Annotated in this window: 20 protein-coding genes; 3 read left to right on the forward strand and 17 right to left on the reverse strand. The window is 66.4% G+C overall.

The genetic code is table 11. The annotated features are described in order from the left end of the window. Nucleotides 1–15: 15 nt before the first annotated feature. A complete protein-coding gene (locus tag HND55_01170) occupies nt 16–2,181 on the reverse strand; it encodes an EAL domain-containing protein (protein QKK01374.1) in 2,166 nt (721 codons plus the stop codon). Continuing rightward, complete coding sequence (locus tag HND55_01175) at nt 2,178–3,095, reverse strand: phosphate/phosphite/phosphonate ABC transporter substrate-binding protein (protein QKK01375.1); 918 nt, start codon at nt 3,093–3,095, stop codon at nt 2,178–2,180. Before HND55_01175 ends, HND55_01170 begins: the two co-directional genes overlap by 4 nt. A 406-nt stretch (nt 3,096–3,501) precedes the next feature. On the opposite strand from HND55_01175, the gene HND55_01180 reads away from it, so the two are divergent. Next, nucleotides 3,502–4,296, forward strand: a complete 795-nt coding sequence (locus HND55_01180) for an EAL domain-containing protein (GenBank protein ID QKK01376.1) — start codon at nt 3,502–3,504, stop codon at nt 4,294–4,296. On the opposite strand, the gene HND55_01185 is transcribed toward HND55_01180, so the two are convergent. From HND55_01185 to HND55_01235, 11 genes are all read right to left on the reverse strand, one after another. Continuing rightward, nucleotides 4,277–4,894 (reverse strand): bifunctional phosphoribosyl-AMP cyclohydrolase/phosphoribosyl-ATP diphosphatase HisIE, encoded by a 618-nt coding sequence (locus HND55_01185; protein ID QKK01377.1) that lies wholly within the window; start codon nt 4,892–4,894, stop codon nt 4,277–4,279. The genes HND55_01180 and HND55_01185 overlap by 20 nt on opposite strands. A 53-nt stretch (nt 4,895–4,947) precedes the next feature. Then, on the reverse strand, nt 4,948–5,715 hold the full coding sequence (gene hisF, locus HND55_01190) for an imidazole glycerol phosphate synthase subunit HisF (GenBank protein QKK01378.1): 768 nt from the start codon (nt 5,713–5,715) through the stop codon (nt 4,948–4,950). Beyond that, nucleotides 5,703–6,437, reverse strand: coding sequence for a 1-(5-phosphoribosyl)-5-[(5-phosphoribosylamino)methylideneamino] imidazole-4-carboxamide isomerase (locus HND55_01195; protein QKK01379.1), 735 nt, complete (start codon nt 6,435–6,437; stop codon nt 5,703–5,705). The genes hisF and HND55_01195 overlap by 13 nt, the downstream gene beginning before the upstream one ends. A 163-nt stretch (nt 6,438–6,600) precedes the next feature. Then, a complete protein-coding gene (gene hisH / locus HND55_01200) occupies nt 6,601–7,188 on the reverse strand; it encodes an imidazole glycerol phosphate synthase subunit HisH (protein ID QKK01380.1) in 588 nt (195 codons plus the stop codon). Then, the gene (gene hisB, locus HND55_01205; protein QKK01381.1) at nt 7,185–8,243 is read right to left on the reverse strand and encodes a bifunctional histidinol-phosphatase/imidazoleglycerol-phosphate dehydratase HisB; all 1,059 of its coding nucleotides are present in this window, start codon (nt 8,241–8,243) and stop codon (nt 7,185–7,187) included. Before hisB ends, hisH begins: the two co-directional genes overlap by 4 nt. Then, nucleotides 8,240–9,304: a histidinol-phosphate transaminase gene (hisC, locus tag HND55_01210; protein ID QKK01382.1), complete on the reverse strand. Its 1,065-nt coding sequence runs from the start codon at nt 9,302–9,304 to the stop codon at nt 8,240–8,242. The genes hisB and hisC overlap by 4 nt, the downstream gene beginning before the upstream one ends. After that, nucleotides 9,301–10,611 carry a histidinol dehydrogenase gene (gene hisD, locus HND55_01215; protein ID QKK01383.1) on the reverse strand — a complete coding sequence of 437 codons (1,311 nt, stop codon included), beginning with the start codon at nt 10,609–10,611 and terminating at the stop codon, nt 9,301–9,303. Before hisD ends, hisC begins: the two co-directional genes overlap by 4 nt. Then, nucleotides 10,608–11,510, reverse strand: a complete 903-nt coding sequence (locus tag HND55_01220; protein QKK01384.1) for an ATP phosphoribosyltransferase — start codon at nt 11,508–11,510, stop codon at nt 10,608–10,610. The genes hisD and HND55_01220 overlap by 4 nt, the downstream gene beginning before the upstream one ends. A 48-nt stretch (nt 11,511–11,558) precedes the next feature. Continuing rightward, nucleotides 11,559–11,876, reverse strand: a complete 318-nt coding sequence (locus HND55_01225; protein QKK01385.1) for a DNA-binding transcriptional regulator — start codon at nt 11,874–11,876, stop codon at nt 11,559–11,561. Between the two features lie 107 nt (nt 11,877–11,983). Beyond that, nucleotides 11,984–12,346, reverse strand: a complete 363-nt coding sequence (locus tag HND55_01230; GenBank protein ID QKK01386.1) for a hypothetical protein — start codon at nt 12,344–12,346, stop codon at nt 11,984–11,986. Nucleotides 12,347–12,562: 216 nt separating this feature from the next. Then, nucleotides 12,563–13,459, reverse strand: coding sequence for a DMT family transporter (locus HND55_01235; GenBank protein ID QKK01387.1), 897 nt, complete (start codon nt 13,457–13,459; stop codon nt 12,563–12,565). Nucleotides 13,460–13,631: 172 nt separating this feature from the next. Here HND55_01235 and HND55_01240 point away from each other — a divergent pair, with 172 nt between their 5' ends. Next, nucleotides 13,632–13,820, forward strand: a complete 189-nt coding sequence (locus tag HND55_01240; protein ID QKK01388.1) for a hypothetical protein — start codon at nt 13,632–13,634, stop codon at nt 13,818–13,820. Between the two features lie 136 nt (nt 13,821–13,956). After that, the gene (locus tag HND55_01245) at nt 13,957–14,730 is read left to right on the forward strand and encodes a DUF1295 domain-containing protein (GenBank protein QKK01389.1); all 774 of its coding nucleotides are present in this window, start codon (nt 13,957–13,959) and stop codon (nt 14,728–14,730) included. 210 nt (nt 14,731–14,940) lie between these two features. On the opposite strand, the gene HND55_01250 is transcribed toward HND55_01245, so the two are convergent. The 4 genes from HND55_01250 to HND55_01265 all read right to left on the reverse strand — a co-directional run bounded on the left by HND55_01250 (nt 14,941) and on the right by HND55_01265 (nt 19,588). After that, entirely contained in the window at nt 14,941–15,951 is a 1,011-nt protein-coding gene (locus tag HND55_01250; protein ID QKK01390.1) for a lyase, read from the reverse strand. Nucleotides 15,952–16,212: 261 nt separating this feature from the next. Continuing rightward, a complete protein-coding gene (locus tag HND55_01255) occupies nt 16,213–17,382 on the reverse strand; it encodes an ABC transporter permease (GenBank protein QKK01391.1) in 1,170 nt (389 codons plus the stop codon). Continuing rightward, complete coding sequence (locus HND55_01260; protein ID QKK01392.1) at nt 17,379–18,119, reverse strand: ATP-binding cassette domain-containing protein; 741 nt, start codon at nt 18,117–18,119, stop codon at nt 17,379–17,381. Before HND55_01260 ends, HND55_01255 begins: the two co-directional genes overlap by 4 nt. Further along, entirely contained in the window at nt 18,116–19,588 is a 1,473-nt protein-coding gene (locus HND55_01265; GenBank protein QKK01393.1) for an alpha/beta fold hydrolase, read from the reverse strand. The genes HND55_01260 and HND55_01265 overlap by 4 nt, the downstream gene beginning before the upstream one ends. Between the last annotated feature and the right edge of the window lie 38 nt (nt 19,589–19,626).

Raw genomic sequence — 19,626 nt, forward strand, 5'->3', positions numbered from 1 at the left:
GGCTGAGCTTTCCGGCTAGGACCGGCCGCCAAACCACGTCGTCGCTGGCCGGAAGTCCGCGACCTCGGCGGCCGGCATCGGCCTGGCCAGCAGGAAGCCCTGGACCAGGTCGCAGCCGTTGTCGCGGAGGAGCTCGAGCTGTTCAGGCGATTCCACGCCCTCGGCGATCACCCGCATGCCCACCGAATGGGCCATGGCGATGATCGCCGAGCTCAACGCCAGGTCGTCCGCGTCGGTCAGGATGTCGGCAATAAAGCTGCGGTCGATTTTGACCCCGGTCACGCGCAGCTGCCGCAGGTGGTTCAGGCCCGAAAAGCCGGTGCCGAAATCATCCAGCCAGACGTTGATGCCGCGCCCGCGCAGCCCGAGCAGGGTCTCGCCCGCCAGATCGCGGTCGTGCAGCAGGGTCGACTCGGTCAGCTCCAGGCTCAGGCAGTCTGCCGGCAGGCCAGTGCTGGCCATGGCGCGTTCGACCAGGTCGACCAGATTGCGGCGCAGCAGCTGACGCCCGGAGATGTTGATGCCCACCCGAAGACCCGGTCGCCTGTCCTGCCAGCCAGCGGCATCGCGACAGGCCTGGTCGAGGACGAAGCGACCCAGCTCGTCGATCAGGGTGCTTGATTCGGCCACCGTGATGAACCGCTCCGGATCAACCTGACCCAGCTCGGAATGGCGCCAGCGCAGCAGTGCCTCGGCCCCGATGACCTGCCCGCTGGCCAGCTCCACGATCGGCTGGTAGTGGAGGGCCACTTCGCCGCGTTCGAGCGCCTCGCGCAACAATTGTTCGAGACGCAGGTTTTCCTCTGCCGCGGCCCTGAGGTGATCGCGGTAGTAGAACAGGCCGTTCTTGCCCTCCAGCTTGGCCTGGTACATGGCCAGGTCGCCGCATTTGAGCAGTTGCCGGGCCGAACGGGCGTCTTCCGGAAACCCCGACACCCCGATGCTGGCGCTCAAGAACAGCTGGCGCTCGCCGGCCTGGAACGGCTCGCGCAGGCCCGTCAGGATGACGCGCGCTAGGTCGCCGCAGCGTTCCTTGACCGCCGTGCCGCTGAGCAGGGCTACGAATTCGTCGCCGCCCAGACGTGCGATCAGGGGGGATTCAATCTCCGATTCACCGGCAAAGATGGCTGCCTGTGACTGCAGGCGACGAGCAAATTCGACCAGCACGCCGTCACCGGCATCGTGGCCGAGCGTGTCGTTGATGCGCTTGAAATTGTCGAGGTCGATGAACAGCAGGCCCAGGCCGGTGAGCTCCTGCTCCTGCTCGGCTACGGCCTGGTCGAGCAGCTCGCGAAACATCAGCCGATTGGGTAGACCGGTCAGTGGGTCCTGGTAGGCCAGGTGCCGGATCTCGCGGTCGTGGTCACGCAACGCCACGGCCATGCGATTGAATGACTGCACCAGTCGCCCGAGCTCGTCTCTGCGTCTGACCCGACTCTCGACCGGCTCGAACTGCCCCCGCTCGATGCGATCGGCCGCCGCCGCCAGCGCGCGGATCGGGCGCAGCAGTCCGCGTGCGATTAGCCAGGCAGCCGCCGCCGCACCCAGCACCAGCAGGCTGAAGGCGATCAGCAACCAATGCATCTGGGACTCGAATCGGGCTCGCAGTCGGTCGGTCAGTTCGGCCTGCTCCCGCGCCACGGTCTGGTCGGCGGTTGCGCGCGACAGGCCTATGCGAACGCCGCCAAGGGGGACGCTGCCGAGCATCAGCGTGCGGCTGAGATCAAGCCGGTCGGCGTTCCATAGCACCTTCGGCTGATCGGCAGCCTGACCGATCGCGGCAATCACCGGCCCGGCGAGCTCATCGTCCATCGGCTCGCCAAAGCGTTCGAGCACGCGGGTGCCGTCGTGGATCAGGCGGCCCTCGAGGTCAAACACCTGCACATACTCGACGTCGCCGCGCGCCAGCACCGGCGCCAGCGCAGAGCGCAGGCCGGAAAAATCGTAGAAATAGACCAGGTTGGGCAGATCTTCGGCCAGGTGTTCGAGCGTGACCTCTCCGCGCAGGCGCAGATCCGACAGGGCGTTGTCCAGGATCGCCTGACTGCTCTGCTCGACCAGAGCCTCGTTGTTACGCGTCCCGGTGACCCAAAGCAGGGCCAGCGCAACGACCAGGGTCACGGCAGCGATCACAACGGAGATGCCGAGCTTGGTGCCGAGCCCCGGCGCGAACGCTTTCACTGCAGCTCCCGACGCACGCGCCGGACCATTGGCCTGAGCATTTCAAGCTGGCGCTCGATCTCGGGCGTGTAGGGCGTGAAGCGATCGGTTCGGAAGAAGCTGTCGAGGACCGGTCTGGCTTGGGGGTCCTTCCCGGCATTCAGCAGCACCTCAAGCAGGCGCCGACGGATCGGTTCCGGCAGATCCTGGCGGGCCAGTTCCAGGGCGCGCGGATAGTCCGGGCTCCGCCCGATGATGTGCAGGTCAGCGCGGTAGTCGGGCACCGGCTCGATCAGGTCGGAAAAATCCTGATTGCTGATCGAGGCGACGTCGACGAGGCGCTGGTGCACCCAGGCCACCGAGTTGGCCTCGTCGCCGGTGAAGGCATAGCCGACCCGATCGGTCGGCGCCGGGTCCAGCGGTGAGAGCAGACCGGCAAAAGACAAGCCGCGTTCGAGCAGCACGCCGGCCGGCACCAGGTAGGCGCTGGTCGAATTGGGGTGCTGGAACGCAATGGCATGACCCTTCAGCTCGTCCAGTGAGCCGATGCCGCTGTCGCGCCGGGCGAGGAATACGCTGTAGTAGCGTTGCTCGCCCCCGCGCCAGCTCAGCGCCAGGGGTTGCGCGCTGCCGAGATCGATCAGGTCCATGGCCGCACCGGCGGTCTCTGTGACCCAGTCGACCTGGCCCTGGCGCAGGTAGCTGGCCATGGCCGCCGTGTCGGGAGCCATCAGCACCCGGCCTTCGCGAATTCCCAGGTCGCCCATGCGTGTGACCACGTAGTCAAGCAGGGGTTTGAGCCGGTCGTAGTGGGCCGCCGGGTTGTTGCTGACCCGCCCCAGCACCAGGACATCGGACTGCGCGTGCAGTGAACATGCCCCGAGCAGCAGCGCAAGGGCCAGAAGACAGCGAGCGAGCGAGGCGGCAATCGACATGCGTGTCCACGTCCCCTTGAGCGTCGGGACAGACCCCGAAGGGCGGAACGCGCCGCCCGGGGCGTATCCCCTTGACGCGATTATATCGCCAGTACGGCGCCGATTCGACGTTTGCGGTCTGCGGAGATGAAGTCATCCGGCGAGAGTGAACCGCGTCACGCACCGGCTGGCCGCATGAATGGCTGCCCCGGCAGGTTACGGCGACAACCGACAAGCTGCTGGTTTCAGCGGGTCACCGCTGTGCGGCAACGCCACCGCTAATGTGTGATGTTGTTCCGAAAACCCCCGCTGAATCTTCGACCAGCGCCCGACGCCCGGGCGGGTTGGCACGGTTATTGAACCTTATCTCCTCAGGAAGAATGCACAAACAAGTTTTTTCGCCAAACCAAATTTCGGGAGTTAGAAGATGAACCGTCATGCTGCCACCCGCCACTGCCCCAGCCGACTGAGCGATTATGCTTCGGTCATCGATGTTGGCATCTGCTTCGCTTTTCAGCCCCTTGTGGATGCGGAAACCGGACAGGTCACCGGGCATGAAGCGCTGGTGCGCGGTTGTTCCGGTGAGTCAGCCTTGCAGATTATTGCCGGCGTGTTGCCAGAAAACCTGTTCTACTTCGACCAGGCCTGCCGGCTGGGCGCCATCCGTGACGCCGATCGGGCCGGCCTGGAGGGGGATCTGCATCTCAACTGCACGGAAGTCGACCCTGATACGATCGAACTGGCGCTGGCTTCCACCGCCGAGGCGGTGGCGGCCAGCGGCCTGTCGCCCCATCAGATCGTGCTCGAGTTCAGCTCCCTGCAGCGGCTTGGCGATCCGCGTCAGCTGGCGGCGGTGCGTGCCCAGTCCAATCGTCACGGTTTCCGGGTGCTGGCCGACAACTACGGCACCGGCGAGGCCGGTCTCAAGCGCCTGGCCGTGTTCCGGCCCGAGATGCTCAAACTCGACCGGGAAGTCGTCAGCAACGTGCATCAGAGCCCGCGCCGCCAGGCCATGGTGCTGGGTATTCTGGCGACCTGTCGCGTGCTGGGGATTACCCCGATTGCCACTGGCGTCGAACAGGAAGAAGAAGTCAGCTGGCTGCGCCAGGCGGGTGTGGAACGCTTTCAGGGTTACTTCTTTGCCCGGCCAAAGCGCAGCGAGCAGCCGCAGGTGGCGCCGGAACTGCTCGCGCATGAGGCGCTTAGCGCTTGCGCCGCCTGATCAGTTCGGCCAGCGCACCGTCGAGATCGCTGCCTGCCGCATGCAGGCAGACGATCAGGTGGTAGATCAGATCGGCCGCCTCGGCGTTGAGCGAATCAACTTCGCCGGCGACCGCAGCCAGCGCAACCTCCACCCCTTCTTCACCGACCTTTTGGGCGCAGCGCGCCACGCCCGCCTTGAGCAGGTTTGCGGTGTAGCTCTCCGACCCGTCGGCATCGCCGCGCCGGGCGACCAGACGGTCGAGCTGTGTGAGTATGCTCGCCGCCGGGCGGCCGGTGTTGCCGAAGCAGGTTTCGGTGCCGGTGTGGCACACCGGTCCGTGCGGACGGGCCAGCACCAGCAGGGTGTCACGGTCGCAGTCGGCGACCAGGTCCACAAGCTCGAGGTGGTTGCCGGATGTTTCACCCTTGGTCCAGAGCCGTTGCCGGCTTCTTGAAAAGAACGTCACGCGCCTGCTTGAGTGGGTCTTTTCCAGTGCCTCGGCGTTCATGTAGCCGAGCATCAGCACCCGCCCATCATCGACGTCCTGGACGATGGCCGGCAGGAGGCCGTTGCCCTTGGTCCAATCGAGATCTTCGGGTTCGCGTCGCTGTGTCATATCTCTCGGGCTCCGCTGTTCTTTGGCAGATTCAGGATTCAGGAAGGGTTTTTTCATCCCCGCACCACTACGCCGCGCTTGCCCAGCCAGGCCTTGAGTTCGGGAATTGCGATCTGCCCGGAGTGGAAGACCGTGGCCGCCAGCGCGCCGTCGACGTCGGCCTGATCGAAGACCGAGTAAAAATGTTCGGGCGCACCGGCGCCGCCGGAAGCGATCAGCGGCACATGGCAGGCCGCTCGCACCGCTTCAAGCTGTGCGATATCGTAACCGGCGCGCACGCCGTCGGCGTCCATGCAGTTCATGACGATTTCGCCAGCACCCAGGCGCTGGACCTCGCTGACCCAGCTCAGGGTATCGCGCCGTGGGTCGATCATGTTGTCGGGATCGCCCGTGTACTGGCGCACCCGCCATTGCCCGCGCTCGCGGATCGAGTCGATGCCGACAACGACGCATTGCGAGCCGAAGCTGTCGGCAAGCTCGGCAATCAGGACCGGGCGCTCGAGCGCCGGTGAATTGACCGAGATCTTGTCGGCGCCAGCGTTTAGCACGAGCCGCGCGGTTTCGGCATTCCGAATGCCCCCGGCCACCGTGAAGGGAATGTCGATTGCAGCGGCCACTCGTTCGATCCAGACCCGGTCGACGCTGCGGCGCTCGGGACTGGCAGTGATGTCATAGAACACCAGCTCGTCGGCGCCGGCGTCGCGATAGCGCTCGGCCAGGGCCACGATATCGCCCATGTCGCGGTGATTGCGAAAGCGCACCCCCTTGACCACGCGGCCCTGGCGCACGTCCAGGCAGGGGATGATTCTTACCGCGACCATCGCCGGATCTCCTCGAGCCCGACCCGGCCCTCCAGAAGCGCCCGGCCGACGATGCAGGCTGAGACGCCCGTGCGTGCCACCTCTTCGATGTCGCCGGCCGAACTGATGCCGCCGGAAGCCTGAATGGCGAGCTCGGGGTAGCGCTCGGCGAGCTGTGCATACAGGGCCAGGCTGGGCCCGGCGTAAACGCCATCGCGCTGGATGTCGGTGCACAGCAGATGCCTCAGGCCACTGCCGGTGAGCTGGTCGAGCAGGTCGACCAGGTCCCGTTCGCCGGCCTCGGTCCAGCCTGTCGCGCGCGGGATCCATCGACCCTGCTCATCGGCGGTGACGTCCAGACCGGCGACGATGGTGTCGGCGTCGACCCGGTCCAGCCAGCCGGCCACGCGCTGGGGCTCGCGCACGCACAGGCTGCCAAGTACCACGCGCATGGCGCCGGCATCGAGCCGTCTTCGCAGGTCGGCGGCATCACGCACGCCGCCGCCGGTTTGGACCCGCAGATTGACCCGGCTGCACAGCATCTCGATGGTATCGAGATTGGCCGCGCCACCGTCTCGCGCACTGTCGAGATCGACGACGTGCAGCAGGGTCGCGCCGGCGTCGCGATAGCGCTCGGCAACGACCAGCGGGTCGTCGTCATAGCGGGTCTCACGCGCGTAGTCGCCCTGTTGCAGGCGCACCACGCGCCCGCCCCTGAGGTCGATGGCCGGAATCAGCTGCATGAAACTGCTCCCGAGTGGATGTGGTCCGGAACCGCCGAAGTCACCGCATGCGGCCAAGGAACACCGGGAACCAGGCTGAGCGGACATCGTCTGTTTGCTCCAGGGTGGGATAAGCGGGCTGCAGGTCTTTTCATCTTCGGTGTCCTCGGTGGCCCCAAGGTGTTCAGGAATCGAGAAAGTTGCGCAGGATCCGCGCGCCGGCGCCGGCGGATTTCTCCGGGTGAAACTGGCAGGCGACAAAGTTGCCGCGGCGCACGATCGCGGCGAAGCGCTGGCCGTGTTCGCTGACCGCCACGGCATGCTTGACCGGCGCGGCGAAACCGTGCACGAAGTAGAACCACTCCTCGCCGCCAAGACCGCGGGTCAGGGGATCGTCGCTGACCCATTCAAGCCGGTTCCAGCCCATGTGCGGCAGCCGAAGCCCTGTACCGGCCTTGAGCTTTCGCACGCGTCCCGGAATCAGGCCCAGGCAGTCAACCTGGCCTTCTTCGGAGGACTCGAACAGCAGCTGCAGGCCCAGGCAGATGCCCAGCACCGGCTGGGTCAGGCCCTGGACGACCTCGACCAGCATCGCCTCGCGCAGCGCGTTCATCGCCCGGGCCGCCGCGCCGACGCCGGGCAGGATTACCCTGTCGGCCGCGCGGATGATCGCGGCATTTTTGGTCAGCACCGAATCGACGCCGAGCCGGTGCAGGGCATGCTGAACGGAGCTGAGGTTGGCGCCGCCGGAGTTGATCACCGCGATGGTCACAGCACCCCCTTGGTCGAAGGGGTGCCGTAGCCGCTGCGCGCCAGCGCCGGCCGCAGGGCACGCCCCACCCCCTTGAAGCAGGCCTCGACCATGTGGTGGGTGTTCTCGCCCTCGACCTTGATGTGGATGGCCGCCCGCAGGGTCTGGGCAAGGGAGGCGAAGAAGTGTTCAACCATTTCGGTGTGCAGGCCGCCGACCGACTCGCGCGGAAAGTCGGCGCTGAAAACGATGGCCGGGCGGCCGGACAGGTCAACGGCGACCTGGGCCAGCGACTCGTCCATGGGCAGCAGGAAGCCGTAGCGGCCAATACCGCTGCGGTCGCCCAGGGCCTGGTCGAGCGCTGAACCCAGCGCCAGCGCGCAGTCTTCGACGGTGTGGTGCTCGTCGACTTCCAGGTCGCCCCTGCACTCCAGCGCCAGCGCAAAGCCGCCGTGCGCGGCGACCTGTTCGAGCATGTGGTCGAAAAAGCCGATGCCGGTGTCGATGCGGACCGGCGCGGTGGCATCCAGGTCGACGCGCACCGAAATGTCGGTTTCGCGCGTCTGACGGCAGACTTCGCCGGTGCGGGTGGTACCGAGGATGGCGCGCGCGATACCCGGCCAGTCGAGGTCGGTGCCGATGCGATAGCCCCTGAGCCCCATGTTGTCGGCCAGCTCGAGGTCGGTCTGACGATCGCCGATAACCGCCGACTGCCGCCGGTCGAGCTCGGGGTCACGCAGGTAGTCGAGCAGCATGCCGATGCCCGGCTTGCGCGTCGGCGCGTTGTCTTCGGGCCGGGTCGGATCGATATGCACGGCGTCGAAGCGAATGCCCTGGCTTTCGAGAATCTGCAGCAGCAGGTTCTGCGGCCCGACAAAGTCTCGCTCCGGAAACGACTCGCTGCCCAGCCCGTCCTGATTGCTGACCATGATGAATCGGAAACCCGCGGCCTGCAGCTGAAGCAGAGCCGGAATCGTGCCCGGCATCAGCCGGAACTTGTCGAAGGAGTCGACCTGCTTGTCATCGGGCTCCTCGATCAGGCAGCCGTCGCGGTCGATGAACAGGATCTTTTTCATGTGCTCCAGCCCTTGAGAAATCCGATCAATGCGCTGTTTTCCTCGGGCGTGCCGAGCGTGATGCGCACGCAGTCGGCCAGGCCCGGCTGGGCGGACTGGTTACGCAGGCGGATGCCGGCCGCAGCCGCGTCACGCACCAGCCCCGGGCCGTCGACGGCACGCACCAGCACGAAATTGGCCTCGCCCGGCCAGACGCGGCGAATCGAGGGGTGCGACGCCAGCGTCTCGACCAGATGACGCTTGCCGTCCATCAGCAGGTCGAGCTGTTCACGCCGCCCGGCAATCGCCGCCGGTTCCAGTGCCGCCTCGGCGGCGGCCACGGCCGGGGTCGGCAGCGGATAGGGCGGAATGATGCGTCTGAGCAGCCCGATCACCTCGGCGGCGGCAATCAGCGCGCCAAGGCGACAACCGGCCAGGCCAAAGGCTTTGGACAGGGTGCGCAGTACCACCAGGTTGGACTGGCCGACCACGCGTGAGGCCAGCGAGGGCCGCTCGCAGAATTCGATATAGGCCTCGTCGAGCACGACCAGGCCGGTCTGCTCGCGCTGGCGCGCCAGGTCGAGCACGGGTTCGGCTGCCAGGCCGTTCCCTGTCGGGTTGTTGGGCGAGCACAGGAACAACAGTTTTGCCGGGCCGGCGGTTGATAGCCCATCCCGATCCAGGACGAAACCCTCGTCGGTCTCTTGCAGCGGCACTTCGACCAGCTCCGCTCCCTGGATGCGTGCCGACAGGGCGTACATGCCGAAGCACGGCGGGCAGGTGATCACGCGGTCGGCGCCGGGTCGGACAAACGCGCGCTCGAGCAGGTCAATGCCTTCGTCGCTGCCCCGGGTGAGCAGAAGGTTGGCTTCGTCGATGCCGTAGTGTGCCGCGAGTTTCCGCCTCAGCCCGGACGGCTGCGGCTCGGGGTAGCGATTGAGATTCAGGCCGTTGTCGCCTGCCGGTGGCCACGGGTTTTCGTTGGCGTTGAGCAGGATGCCGGTGCTGTCGGCCAGGGCCCGTGCTGAAGCGTAGGGCGCCAGGGCGCGGATCTCCGGCCTTGCCAGGTCGATGATGCTCATCTCGATGCCCCGTCGAGGCGGTCCAGCCGAAGCTCGATGGCGATGCGGTGGGCATCCAGACCCTCGTGAGCAGCCAGTCGCGCGCCGTCGGGTCCGAGCGTTTTCAGACCGATAGGGGTGGCTTCCTGAACGGTCATGCGCCGCATGAAGTCGGTCAGCGACAAACCGGCATGCGAGCGCGCCCAGCCACCGGTCGGCAGCACGTGGTTGGTGCCGGAGATATAGTCGCCCAGGGCCTCGGGCGTGTAGTGGCCGAGAAACACCGAGCCGGCGCTGGTGATGGCAGCACACAGCTCGCGCGCGTTTTCCGTGGCAATGATCAGGTGCTCGGGTGCGTAGTCGTTGGCCACCGCGAGTGCCTGATTGAGCGAGTCGACGGTGATGATGGCACCGTGCTCAAGCGCCCGGGCCGCCGTGTCGCTGCGCGGCAGGGTCGGGGTGAGACGTCCGAGCGCGGCAACGACCAGGCCGGCCAGCCGCTCGGAATCAGTGACCAGGAAGACCTGCGAGTCCGGTCCATGCTCGGCCTGACTGAGCAGGTCGATGGCGACAAACGCCGGGTCGGCAGAATCATCGGCGATGACCAGGACCTCGGAGGGGCCGGCCGGCAGGTCCATGGCCGCGCCGCAGGGGTCCTGGGCGACCTGGCGCTTGGCCTCGGCGACAAAGCGGTTGCCGGGTCCGAACACGCGAACCACCTTCGGGACCGATTCGGTGCCGTAGGCCATCGCCGCAACGGCCTGGGCGCCGCCGGCGACCAGCACAGTGGTGATGTCCAGGCGGCTGGCAATGTAGCGAACGGCCGCGTCGGCGCGCCCGTCGGTGCCCGGCGGCGTGGCCATCACGACCCGGCGGCAGCCGGCCAGTCGAGCCGGAACGCCCAGCATCACTGCCGTCGATGGCAGCGGTGCGGTGCCGGCCGGCACGTACAGGCCGACGGGATCGAGCGCGCGCCAGCGCGCCTCGCAGATCATCCCAGGAGCGGTTTCGACCCGCAGGTCTTGCGGACGGGCAGCCTCGTGAAAACGGGTCACGGTCTCGATCGCCCTGTCAATGGCGCGCCGGAGCGATTCGTCGAGCTCGCCGGCCGCCGCGGCCAGTTCGTCCGGACCGGCCAGCAGCGAGTCCGGGGCGCGGCCGTCAAATCGCCGGCTGCATTCGATGACGGCCTGATCACCGCCGCAACGGACCGTTGCGATGATTTCGGCCACGGCCGCGCGCAGCGCTTCATTGGCCTCCAGGGCGGGCCGGGCGAGCAGGCTAGCACGGGCGTCTGCCTGCAGCCTATTCCAGGCGACGGTTTTCATGCCAGCATCTTCTCTACCGGCAGCACCAGCACCGCCGAGGCGCCGGCGGACTTGAGCTCCTCGAGGTGTTCCCAGAAGACCTGCTCGGTGCACACGGCATGCACGGCCACCCGGTCGGTCTGACCTTCCAGCGGCAGAACGGTAGGCGATTCGGCGCCGGGCAGAATCGAGGCGATCTCGGTCAGGCGCGAGCGCGGCGCGTGCAGCATGACGTATTTGGTCTCGGCGGCCTGCCGCACGCCCTGGATGCGGGTCAACAGCTTGGCCAGCAGGGTTTCGCGCTCGTTGTCGAGGCGCTGTGGGCAGCGGAAGAGGGCGGCCTGGCTGGTCATGACCGGCTCGATCGCCTTGAGATGGTTGGCCCTGAGGGTGGTGCCGGTAGAGACCAGATCGACGATGCCGTCGGCCGTGCCCAGGCTGGGCGCGATCTCGACCGCACCATTGAGCGTGACGACCTCGGCCTTGACTGCGTTGTCGTCGAGAAACCTTCGCGTCAGCTGCGGATAGCTGGTCGCCAGACGTGCACCGGCCAGATCGGCGATGCTGCTCGCCGTCGAATCCTCGGGCACTGCCAGTTTGAGCTGGCAGTGACCGAAATCCAGCGGCAGCAGGCACTCGAGCCGGGTTTCCGGCCGCCGCTGGCGGATCTCGAGCAGCTTCTCCTCAGCCACGTTTTCGCCAACGATGCCGAGCTGGCACACGCCCTCGGCCAGCAGTCGGGGGATGTCGTCGTCGCGCACCAGCAGCAGGTCGACGGGCAGGTTGCGACCGTACCAGAACAGCTTGTCCTTGCTGCGCGCGAACTGCAGGCCGGAGCGTTCGAGCAGGCTCAGGGAGCGGTCGGCCAGCCGGCCGGACTTCTGGATGGCGATCTGGATTCGGTTCATTTCGGTGCTCATCAGGACTCAGGTTGCAGGGTTCAGGCAGGTGGCCGGCTGGGCTGTCATCTACCTGGCGCTGGTCTCTTTTAGCCTTTCCAGCGCCAGGCGGTAGCCGCCGTTGCCATGTTCCAGGTAGCGCGCCACGCGGCCGATGGTCGTTACACTGACCCCGGTCAGGTCATGAATCTCGCGGTAGGGTTTGTCCTGGTCGAGATAGCGCACCACGCGCCAGCGGTCGACCAGGGCCTCGAGTTCGGCCGGCGTGGTCAGGTCCTTGAGCAAGGCGCGCATCTCGTCCGGGCTGCGCATGGACAGCAACGCCTCGGCCAGGCTGGAGCGCGCCGCCCGGTTGGCTTCGATTTGTTTCGGTTCGAGCGCTTTCATGGCGTAGTAATGTAATAGCGTGTTAACACGTTAACACAAACAGCAGGCTGGCGCAAGTCGTCCGAGAGTGGGTGCCGATTCCGTTTGGTTCGTTGCGAGCCGGATCCTCAGCGACGAGGTCGGTCGGGCGTGTCGCGGTAGCCGCGCAGCTTGCTGCGGCGGCAGCGCGTCAGGTGCTGGTCGCGCTGTTCGACCCGCGCATAGATCCGGCGTGGATTGGTGCGCAATGCCCAGCGGTAGTGGACCTCCCAATCCAGCGTCCAGTGCTGGCCGGCAAAGCCGCAAACCATGTCGCGGGCCTGGCGGACCTGACGCAGGGATTCGTCGGCATACCAGTAGGCCAGCCGGGCTTGCGGATGCTCGCCGCGATAGCCCGGTGGGGGAAAGCGCTCGTTGTCGTCACGCCACTGCGCCGTGGCGGCAAGCGGCGCGAGCACGGTCAGCAAGAGCAGGCAGTGCCAGAACTTCATGGTAGCGCTGATTATCCTCCCGGGCCCTGAATCGCTCATGAATAATGTGGGCTAGCCCGCATTATTCATGAATTCACTCGCCCCCTTGCTTGCGCCTTGCCCGCACAGCGGATTTTCCTCCCTCGGAAATACAGCCTGGTATTCCGCTCGGTCGGAAAATCCGCTGTGCGAACAATCCCCTGCGCAATCATCGCGGCGATTCATGAATAATGCGGGCTAGGCCGCTGGCGGTGAGGCGGCTGGTCGCACGCGCGGCCGCTGCCGGGCGCGCAGGGTGATCCACAATACGCCCAGCAGGACCAGGGCGCCACCCCCGAGCAGGCGTGGCCCGGGGCGGTCGCCCCAGAACACAACGCCCAGCGCGACAGCCAGCACTGGCACCAGCAGCAGGAATGGCGTGACCTTGTTGACCTCGTGACGCTGGATCAGCCAGTAAAAGCCGCCGTGCCCGATGATCGATGCGCCGATCGCCGAATAGCCCACCGCCAGCCACACCGCGGGCACCTGCCGGGTTGCGGCTGCAAGATCGAACGAGTCCTCGAGTGCGACCGCCAGGGCTGCCAGCGGGATGATCGACAGCAGGGCGTTCCAGGCTTGAAAGCTGAACACCCCGATCCCGGTCAGCCGTCGCATCAGGATGGTGCCCAGGGCCAGGAAGAACGCGGAGACCAGCACCAGTGCCATCACATCGAGTTGGTCGAGCAGCAGCGGGTCAAGCCCCATGACCAACACGCCGGCAAATGCGATGGCGATGCCGCAGGCCGTGCGCCAGCCGATCCGCTCGCCGAGCAGCAGCACCGCCAGCAGCGTTGCCAGGGGCACGTAGACCTGCATCAGCAAAGCGATCGACGACACGTCGTGGGAGCGTCCGAGCGCGAGGAACACCAGTCCGAAGTGAATCGCGCCCATGCACCAGCAGCAGGCCAGCAGCCGAAGCCACTGGTCGCGGGCCGGCAGGCGCAGCATCGGCAGCAGCAAGACCAGCACCAGCGCGAATCGCACTACCGTGAAGACGACGGGATCTAGCACCCGGACCGCCCAGGCCGCGGCGATGAAGTTGCCGGCCCAGACCAGACAGATCAGCGCCAGCAGGACAGCGTGGGCAAACGGCATGGGGCGTGACGGGTCGTCCGGGCAGGCTATTGTGCCCGAAAGCCGCCCGAAAGTGGACGCAGGCCGTCCACTTGGTGACGAAAACTGTCACATCTTTCGCGAATTGTGACCGCATGGTTCAGCAATTGCGCGGTTTTTGCGAGGCTGGCACGGGATCTGCATGAATGGTGGCGTGACCGATCAACTGAGGAGCCTGACCATGGCCCACGACAACCTGGCAATCGATCTGGAACCGGACGTTCAACTGGCCGCCAACGCAGACACGCTGCAATTTGACAACCTGCTGGCCGACGACGTGATCATGGACTGGCTGATGCAGCTCGAGCGCGAACAGAACGCGCACGCAGCCGCCGTCGGCTGAATGGCTTGAGCAAGGAATCTGGGAAGGGGAACCCAGGGTGCGCTTCGCGCGCACTCAACTGACCGGCTCTAGTCCGAAGCCGGCAAGCGGCGCCCGCCTTCACGGCGGGCGTTTGTCTTTTTGCTAATCTCACGCCATGGAACTCTGGATCGCACTGGCCGGCTGTGCGGCGTTCATGATGGCGCTGTGGGCCTGGCAGCGGCGCTCGGCCCGGGCCGACTGGGTCGATGTGGCCTGGGCCGCGCTGATCGGTGTCCAGGCGCTGGCATTTGCTGTTACCGGTGACGGTAGTCTGGAAAAGCGCTTACTGGCGGTGTTGCTGGCGGGTACCTGGTCGCTGCGCCTGACCCGGCACCTGGCGGTGCGCCTGGCCGGTGAAGCGAAGGAGGATGGCCGCTACCGTGCGATGCGCGAGCACTTCGGGCGGCGTCAGCACCTGTGGTTCTTCGTATTCTTCATGGCCCAGGCGCTGGTCGCCTGGCTGTTCGCGCTGCCGGCCTGGGTGGTCGCCAATGATGCATCGGCAGCGCTCGATATCTGGGTGGTGCTCGGCGTTGCGGTATGGTTCGTCAGCCTGGTCGGAGAGTCCGTGGCCGATCGCCAGCTGGCCGCCTTCCGTGCCGACCCGGCCAACCGCGGCCGGGTCTGCAATATCGGGCTGTGGCGCTATTCACGCCATCCCAACTACTTCTTCGAGTGGCTGCACTGGTTCAGCTACCCGCTGGTCGCCCTCGGTGCTCCGGGCCAGTGGCTGGCCTGGCTGGGGCCGGTGGTCATGCTGCTGTTCCTGTATCGCGTCAGCGGGATTCCCTATACCGAAAGGCAGTCCCTGAAATCGCGCGGTGAGGCCTATCGTGAATACCAGCGGACCACCTCCCCGTTCATTCCCTGGCCGCCACGAAACGGTTGAGCTGACAGCAATCTGCAGTGCCGCCGGGTCAATGTATCCATCTCGCACGGTGCGATCCTCGGACATAACGCGCTGATCGTTCTTCCGGCAGGCACTTCTTGCCCTGCGGGCATACCGTACCCGCCTGCACAACGGCGCTGCGGCCATGGCCGCTCGGCTCGCACCACACGTTCTCAAGGCCTGTCCGACTGAAACGCGCTCCGCGCAGGGTTATTCAGAGGGTCCCCGGGGCAGAACGGCCTGCCCGAGATAGTTGGTGTCGGTGCCGAACCACAGGCTGGACGACGAGTCATCGAACCACATATGACGCACCGTGCCACCGCCGCTGGGTACGGTGCCGGCCGCGAAAAACGACTCGCTGCCGGGGTCGAAGCCGACCAGACGATTGGGGTCCTGCCAGGTCTCGAAGGCCCAGACACGGCCCTGGTCGTCGGCCATGAGCGCATAGGGTCCGGATTGATCGCCACCGGGCAGCCGCCACTCGTCGATGCTGCCGTTGCCGGGCACATAGCGGCCAAGGTAACCCTGGTTGTAGTCGCCGTACCATACGCCGTCTTCGGTCCAGGCGATGCGCCGCGGTCGCGCCTGTTCGCGCGGCAGATCGATTTCGGTCAGCTCGAAGGTCTCGGCGTCGACGCGAGCAATCTTGTTCGTTCCGAACAGGGCGACCCAGGCGTTGTCGGCATTGTCGACGACGATCCCGTAGGGCCTGGCCCGCTCGGTGGGTACAGCAACCAGCTCGATGTCGCCGGTCTTACGGTCGTAGCGACCGACGTGATTGCCCCATTGCGCAGTAAACCAGATGCGACCGGTCGAATCTTCGACAAAGGTGTGCGGATCCTGGGCGCCGTCTTCCGGGGTTTCCACACGCTCGATCTCGCCGCTGTCCGGGTCCAGGTGGCCGAGGTGGCTGTCGCGGTTGCCGGCATACCAGATCTGCTGGTCCGCGGTGACGATGACCGTGTGCGGGCCCGCGCCCTCGGGCAAATCGAAGCGGGTGAAGGATTCCTCGTCGGGATCGAACACGGCGACGTAGTCGGCGGCCTGGCCGACGAACCAGACCCGGCCGTCAGCGGCCACCGCCGGATCGCGCGGCCGGCTCTTCTCCCAGGGAACCTGCCATTCGCGGATTTCGATTTCGGTTGCGGAGAGCTGCGGGTCCCGGGCCAGAGCAGGAAAGACGGCCAGCAGGCCGGCCAGTGCGGTCATGATGCTTCGCATGGTGTGCCTCGGTTGTCGACGAGAATCCCATTTTAGCGCGGCCATACGGTGTCGTGGTAGGCGCCGGATGGGCAGGTCGCGGTCGCACCCGCGACGGTTCGGAGGGAGTCCCGTCGCGCGCGCCGGTTCCGCACCTTGTCCGTCGGGGACGCGGCCCCGACCTGCGGGCGGGCATCGCCCGTGGTGGTGGCGCCGGATGGGTAGGTCGCGGTCGCATCCGCGACGGTCGAGCACCTCGTCCGTCGGGGGCGCGGCCCCGGCCTACGCGGAGGTGAAGATCAACCGCGGCCGGTTGTACAGTGTTCCTGCCAGTGCCGCCAGCAGGCCGGCCAGCAGTGCAGTGGTTCCGATTGACAGCCCGAACCAGGCGAGGTTGACCGGCTCACCGCGCACCAGCTCGAGGATCAGCACGCTCTGGCTGAGCAGCGGGATCATCGTCATCCAGGTCTCGGCACGGCTCGGGTCGATCATGATCCAGAAGCTGGGAATCATCGGGATGATCACCACCAGGCCCATGTAGCTCTGTGCCTCGCGAAAGCTCTTGGCGAACGAGGCCAGGATGGTCAGCAGGGCGGCCGCCAGCAGGGCCGCCGGAGCGACCAGCAAGAAGGCCAGCGCGGCCACGCGCAGGTCGAGATTGAGCGCCATGTCCATGTCGGCCACCGGCATGAAGTCCATGGCAAACACGAAGGCGATCAGGCCAAGCGCCAGGGTGGTCAGGGCGAAGAAGGTGGTCGCCATGAGTTTGCCGGCCATGATCTGCCAGCGCGGCAGCGGGCTGATCAGCAGCGGCTCGAGGGACTTGCGCTCGCGCTCACCGGCGGTCGTGTCGATGGCCATGTGCATGGAGCCCATGAACACGGTGATGAGAATGAAGTAGGGCAGAAAGGCCAGCAGCGTGCCGCCGCGCGATTCGGGCGTGGACAGGTCGGTCACGACGGCGTTGATCGGGCGGGTGATTTCCGGATGCACCCCGCGCAGCTGCAGGCGAAGCTGGCTGATCTGCCGGCTGTAGCCATTGAGGTAGGCGCGCACCCGGCTGATGGAGGTGCCGGCATAGCGACGCGACTGGTCGGCGATGATCTCGACCGGAGCGGGTCTGCCAGCCTCCCAGGCTTCGGGAAAATCCGGGCCGATGCGCAGGATGACTTCTTCGGCCTCGCTGCGAATGGCGGCTTCCGGTTCATCCGGCGGCGCCTTGATGACCACGCCCTGGCGCTCCAGAAAGGCGATCAGGTTGGGCGCCTGTTCGGCACCGACCACCGGCAGTTCGAGCGCCGATTCCATGCGCTCGGTTGCCTGCCTGGCGATGAACGAGATCAGGATGACGAAAATGAACGGACCGATCAGCGGCCCGATGACCAGCGTATTGAGAATCACCCGCCGGTCACGGAAATTGTCGAGCAGTTCCTTGAAAAAGACGGTGTTCATGCCAGCAGCCCCTCGGCTGATCCGATCAGATTGACGAAGGCATCCTCCAGATTGTTCTCACCGGAGCGCGCCAGCAGCTGATCGGCGCTGCCCTCGGCGGCGATACGACCGTCGGCGATGATAATGATGCGGTCGCACAGGGCGGCGACCTCCTGCATGATGTGGGTCGACAGCACCACGCAGCGCCCCTCCGAGCGCAGGCGGCGCAGGAACTCACGCAGTGCACGGGTGGTCATCACGTCCAGGCCGTTGGACGGCTCGTCGAGCAGCACCGTTCGCGGTTCATGAATCAGCGCCCGCGCAATGGCGACCTTGACCCGCTGGCCCTGCGAGAACCCGGCTGTTTTCCGATCAATGAACTCGTCCATGTCGAGAATGCCGGCCAGCTCCTTGATGCGGGCATCGATATCGGTTTTCGCCATGCCCTGCAGGCGGCCGTAGTAGGCGATGTTCTCGCGTGCAGTCAGGCGATCGTAAAGGCCGCGCGAGTCCGGTACCACCCCCAGGGCGCGCTTGATCGCCAGCGGCTCGATGGCCGGATCAATGCCGTCGATGCGCATGCTGCCGGCATCGGGCCGAAGCAGCGTGTAGAGCATGCGCAGGGTGGTGGTCTTGCCGGCGCCGTTCGGTCCGAGCAGGCCGGTGATTTCGCCGTCGCGGGCAGTGAAGCTGACCTCGTCGACGGCCACGACCCGGCCCTTGTCGAAGGTCTTGCGCAGATTGCGAACCTCGATCATGGTGCCGGCCCCAGCAGATCGAGGAAAAACGGCTCGGGCCCGACGCTGTCGAGGCATTCAGCATCGAGCCCGTCGACGGCGGCCGAGTCGACGAATTCGGCGACGACCCCGCTCAGGCAAGGCAGCGTCAGCACGATATGGCCGCGGCCGGGCGCGATCAGGTGGCGCGCATTGTCGAACTGCGCTGCGACTTCCTCGCCGTAGGACGGCGGGGTCACCGGGTCGAATTCACCCGACAGCAGCAGCACCGGAACGTCCGGGGAGACCGGCTGATGGAAACCGGGGTCCACCTCGCCGGCCGGCCACCAGGGACAGACTCGCGCGTAGAGCTCGCGCATGCTGTTGCCCAGCAGGGTTTGCGACTGGTCGCTGTCGGGCCAGCCCGGCCAGTCCTCGCTGCAGCCGACGGCGAAATTCAGCCCGATGGCGATCATGTCGCTCATCTGGTCGCTGACGATCAGTGCCTGGCTGGCCAGGCGCTCAGGGCTGCCCGTTGTCGCCGCCTCGTGTACCAGGTAGGGAATCATCATCTGGGTTTCCGGGCTGTAGGCCAGAAAACGCAGCGCAGCGGCCAGCACGTCGCGGGTAAACGTCATGTCCATGCCCTTGCCGGTGCGCGGGTGGGTGACGACCAGCTGCGGGCCACCGTCACCGCGATAGCGGGACTTGAGCGCCGCGAAGGCCTCGCCCAGTCCCGGAAAGGTTTCGCTACACTCGGGCTGCTGCCGGCAGGCTTCGAACAGGCGCTCCAGCGCCCGGTCGAGCATGGGGCCGTGTTCGGCGCCCAGGTGCAGGCGCATCGGCACAATACCGTCGAGCACGACGCTGCGTACCCGCTCGGGATAGCGCCGGAGATAGACCTGGGCCATGCGCGTGCCGTATGAACCGCCAATCAGGTTGAGCTGTTCGATGCCGAAGGCTTCCCGCAGCCTGTCGAGATCGTCGGCGCCGTGACGGGTGGTGTAGTAGCGGACGTCGGCGTCCCACTGGTCCAGGCACTCGCGCAGTGCGGCAATGGCTTCGTCCCAGTCCGGCTCCAGCCAGACCTCGCCGGTCTCGTCCAGCTCGCAGTCGAGCGGGTTCGATCCACCAGTGCCGCGCTGGTCGAGAAAAATCAGATCGCGCGTCCGATTGATATCCCGCAGGGCGCGCTGCATGATGGGCAGCGTGTCGCGCGCCGACTGCCCGGGACCGCCGGCCAGGAACGCCACCGGGTCGGGTTGTGGCGTGCCAACGCGCGCCGGCGAAACGGCAAAAGCCAGCTCGATGCGTCGACCGTCGGGGCTGTCGGGATTTTCCGGGACGCTCAGCGTGCCGCAGCGTGCCGAGGCGGTGGCCTGGCCTCCGGGGGTCGACAGCTCGCAGGACTCGAGCGCGTCCCAGCGTGTGCCCGGCTCACTGGCCGCAGCGCCGGACAACACCATCGGCAGCATCAGCAGCGGTGCGGCAAGATGCAGATTGATGTTCAATGCAATCAGCCCTAGATCACGGAAATTCGGAGCCGTAT

It is taken from the genome of Pseudomonadota bacterium (genome assembly GCA_013285445.1).
Taxonomy (GTDB): domain Bacteria; phylum Pseudomonadota; class Gammaproteobacteria; order Xanthomonadales; family Wenzhouxiangellaceae; genus Wenzhouxiangella.